5 protein-coding genes and 1 pseudogene are annotated in these 3,446 nt (G+C 64.7%); all 6 read left to right on the top strand.

Annotated elements, in window-relative coordinates:
- The coding region (locus JF597_RS50275; protein WP_294012969.1) for a hypothetical protein at positions 1 to 564 on the top strand (564 nt) is incomplete at its 5' end.
- Positions 565 to 811: 247 nt separating this feature from the next.
- Positions 812 to 886 (top strand): annotated as a pseudogene (locus tag JF597_RS55900) (DUF397 domain-containing protein); the annotation flags it as partial.
- A 411-nt stretch (positions 887 to 1,297) separates the two neighbouring features.
- Complete coding sequence (gene rpsJ / locus JF597_RS50265) at positions 1,298 to 1,606, top strand: 30S ribosomal protein S10 (RefSeq protein WP_003948644.1); 309 nt, start codon at positions 1,298 to 1,300, stop codon at positions 1,604 to 1,606.
- A 17-nt stretch (positions 1,607 to 1,623) separates the two neighbouring features.
- Positions 1,624 to 2,268, top strand: coding sequence for a 50S ribosomal protein L3 (rplC, locus tag JF597_RS50260; protein ID WP_005481233.1), 645 nt, complete (start codon positions 1,624 to 1,626; stop codon positions 2,266 to 2,268).
- Between the two features lie 5 nt (positions 2,269 to 2,273).
- Entirely contained in the window at positions 2,274 to 2,930 is a 657-nt protein-coding gene (gene rplD, locus JF597_RS50255) for a 50S ribosomal protein L4 (protein ID WP_069762816.1), read from the top strand.
- Positions 2,930 to 3,349 carry a 50S ribosomal protein L23 gene (gene rplW / locus JF597_RS50250; RefSeq protein ID WP_062047692.1) on the top strand — a complete coding sequence of 140 codons (420 nt, stop codon included), beginning with the start codon at positions 2,930 to 2,932 and terminating at the stop codon, positions 3,347 to 3,349. The genes rplD and rplW overlap by 1 nt, the downstream gene beginning before the upstream one ends.
- The last annotated feature ends 97 nt before the right edge of the window (positions 3,350 to 3,446 follow it).

Genomic DNA, 3,446 nt, shown 5'->3' with positions numbered 1-3,446 from the left:
GATGGCAGGGTCGCAGACGCTCTACGTGAGGCCACCGGGGCGGACACCTGTGCTTTCGTCGCTGGCTGCGTCGAGCGCATGGCCCAGCTCTTCACAGGTCTTCGTGGTGGTGAGCCTGACCGAGAGGCGGATGTTGATTTCTTCCTTCGGGTGCTGGATGACCTTTGGGATGCCGATCTTCCGGGCGGGACGTTCACAGTCGCGATGGAATCCCTAGAAGAATTTCCTGAGCTTCAGCCAGGCGATGAGGAACTGGTTGATGTGACGGACATCTACTCGTTCTATGCGGTCTTGGTTGCTCGCCATGCGTGCACCTATAGAGCCAGCGGTGACATCGAGAATGCCGTGCGAAGTGCCCACGCGGCTCTGACGGCCATGGGGCAACTAGACCGGAATATTATTGCTAGCGGATTCATGAATGATGAGCGTGAGCGGCAATTGCGCTCAGCTCTTTCCGGGCGAGAGGATGGTGTGTCTAAAATTGGGTTGCCGCAAGTTCGCTCCGTGGATCAGAGAGTGAGTCTTGAGCGTCTATCGGCGGTCCGAAACCGACTGACGCGGTAATCTCTCAAGCAACATTTTCGCGTGCCCCACCGAATCGGGTTCGGTGGGGCCGTTCTCGCTAGTGACGGCAACGCTGACGGCAACGTCAGCGGACAACTGCGGCGGCGGGTGGGTCGTCGGACCGTCGTAGACGCCGGCGGTGACGCCGATGTGGGCGTGACCCAACAGCTCCTTGGCCCAGCGGATCCTGGCGATGACCTAGGTCGCCACCACGCCGGGCACGGTCCACGTCCGCGACTCCAAGTTCCGCGACGCCAGTCCCCGGTTCGCGCTGACCGCGGGTGCCTGGACCCGCTTCCTGCCGTTCGCCTCAGAGGGCTGACTCAGGCCACCTCCGCCATCCCCGAGGCGCGTGTGTTTGATCTGCATCACTCTCGGGGTAAGGTCTCCGGCTCGATTGGCCAGGCCCCTGCCCCGTATGGCAGACTAGCGGGGTTGCTCGGTCGAGTGTTGATGCTGCGCGCCTCCCGCCGGGAGGCCTGGAAGCGAGTCCCACAGTACTCGTCGCCCTAACTGCCACACGGCAGCGCTGGGGCGGACGTACGGGAATCTTCCGGGAAGTGGAGTGCGGCACTGGCCAGGCGCCCGGTGAACCTCTTTCCCAGATCAGGGATGTTCGAACAAGGGACATCTGTGTCAGTGAGAGTGCGACACACCCGACCGCGTGGGTCGGAGAAGGTCAAGGGAACACCGGGTTCCAGAGCTGTAAAAGAGACAGGACTACGGAGTAGCCATGGCGGGACAGAAGATCCGCATCCGGCTCAAGGCCTACGACCACGAGGTCATCGACAGCTCGGCGAAGAAGATCGTCGAGACGGTGACGCGTACTGGTGCGTCGGTCGCGGGCCCGGTGCCGCTGCCCACTGAGAAGAACGTGTACTGCGTCATCAAGTCGCCGCACAAGTACAAGGACTCGCGCGAGCACTTCGAGATGCGCACGCACAAGCGTCTGATCGACATCCTCGACCCGACCCCCAAGACCGTTGACTCTCTGATGCGACTCGACCTCCCGGCCGGTGTCGACATCGAGATCAAGCTCTGAGGCCGGTGATCTGAACGATGGCTAAGCAGATCAAGGGCATCCTGGGCGAGAAGCTCGGCATGACGCAGGTGTGGGACGAGAACAACCGTGTTGTTCCGGTCACCGTCGTCAAGGCCGGCCCCAATGTCGTGACCCAGGTCCGTACGAACGATGTCGACGGCTACGAGTCGGTCCAGATCGCCTTCGGCGAGATCGACCCGCGCAAGGTGAACAAGCCCCTCAAGGGTCACTTCGCCAAGGCCGACGTCACGCCCCGCCGCCACCTCGTCGAGATCCGCACCGCGGACGCCTCCGAGTACACGCTGGGCCAGGAGATCTCCGCGGAGGTCTTCGAGGCCGGCGTCAAGGTGGACGTGACCGGCAAGAGCAAGGGCAAGGGCTTCGCCGGTGTCATGAAGCGTCACAACTTCAAGGGCCTCGGCGCCGGTCACGGCACCCAGCGCAAGCACCGCTCTCCCGGTTCCATCGGTGGCTGCGCCACCCCGGGCCGCGTGTTCAAGGGCCTCCGCATGGCGGGTCGTATGGGCAACGAGCGGGTCACCACCCAGAACCTGACCGTTCACGCCGTTGACGCGGAGAAGGGCCTGCTCCTCATCAAGGGCGCGGTTCCTGGTCCGAACGGCGGCCTCGTCCTGGTCCGCACCGCGGCCAAGGGGGCCTGAGGACTATGAGCACCATTGACATTCTGTCGCCCTCCGGCGACACCGCCGGGACCGTTGAGCTCCCGGCCGAGATCTTCGACGTAGAGAAGATCAGCATTCCGCTGCTTCACCAGGTCGTCGTCGCGCAGCTGGCCGCCGCCCGTCAGGGCACGCACAAGGTCAAGCGTCGTGGCGAGGTCCGCGGTGGCGGCAAGAAGCCCTACCGCCAGAAGGGCACCGGCCGCGCCCGCCAGGGTTCGACCCGTGCGCCGCAGTTCGCCGGCGGTGGTGTCGTCCACGGCCCCACGCCGCGTGACTACTCGCAGCGGACCCCGAAGAAGATGAAGGCCGCGGCTCTGCGCCACGCCCTCACCGACCGGGCCCGCAACAACCGCATCCACGTCGTCTCCGGTCTCATCGAGGGCGAGTCGCCTTCGACGAAGGCCGCGAAGACGCTCTTCGGCAAGATCAGCGAGCGCAAGAACCTGCTGCTCGTCATCGACCGTGCCGACGAGGCCGCGTGGCTGTCCGCTCGCAACCTGCCCCAGGTCCACATCCTGGAGCCGGGCCAGCTGAACACGTACGACGTTCTCGTCTCGGACGACGTGGTCTTCACCCAGGCCGCTTTCGAGTCCTTCGTGTCTGGCCCCAAGGCCGCTGACACCGAAGGGAGCGAAGCCTGATGGCTACGCGTCACCCGAGCATCGCCTCGAAGGCCGCCAAGGCCAAGAAGGTCGCGCGCGTCGCCAAGGCGCGTCGCCACGAGGCCGAGGGCAAGAACACCGTCGTCACTCCGGCCAGCAAGGCCTTCACGGACCACCGTGACGTGCTGCTGAAGCCGGTCGTGTCCGAGAAGAGCTACGCGCTTCTCGACGAGGGCAAGTACACGTTCATCGTGGCCCCCGGCGCCAACAAGACCCAGATCAAGCAGGCCGTCCAGGCGGTCTTCTCGGTCAAGGTCACCGGCGTCAACACGATCAACCGCCAGGGCAAGCGCAAGCGGACCCGCACCGGCTTCGGCAAGCGTGCCGACAGCAAGCGCGCGATCGTGACCCTTGCCGAGGGCGACCGTATCGACATCTTCGGCGGTCCGACCGCGTAAGCGGGTCGGATCGTCCGATATCGGACGAGGACTGAGAAATGGGAATCCGCAAGTACAAGCCGACTACGCCGGGCCGTCGTGGCTCCAGCGTCGCCGA

The organism is Streptomyces sp., assembly GCF_019510245.1.
GTDB lineage: Bacteria > Actinomycetota > Actinomycetes > Streptomycetales > Streptomycetaceae > Streptomyces.
This window is presented reverse-complemented; position numbering and strand designations above follow the sequence as displayed.

Coding starts and splice junctions, on each gene's coding strand:
- rpsJ (WP_003948644.1), top strand. CDS start 1,298: ATGGCGGGACAGAAGATCCGCATCCGGCTCAAGGCCTACGACCACGAG.
- rplC (WP_005481233.1), top strand. CDS start 1,624: ATGGCTAAGCAGATCAAGGGCATCCTGGGCGAGAAGCTCGGCATGACG.
- rplD (WP_069762816.1), top strand. CDS start 2,274: ATGAGCACCATTGACATTCTGTCGCCCTCCGGCGACACCGCCGGGACC.
- rplW (WP_062047692.1), top strand. CDS start 2,930: ATGGCTACGCGTCACCCGAGCATCGCCTCGAAGGCCGCCAAGGCCAAG.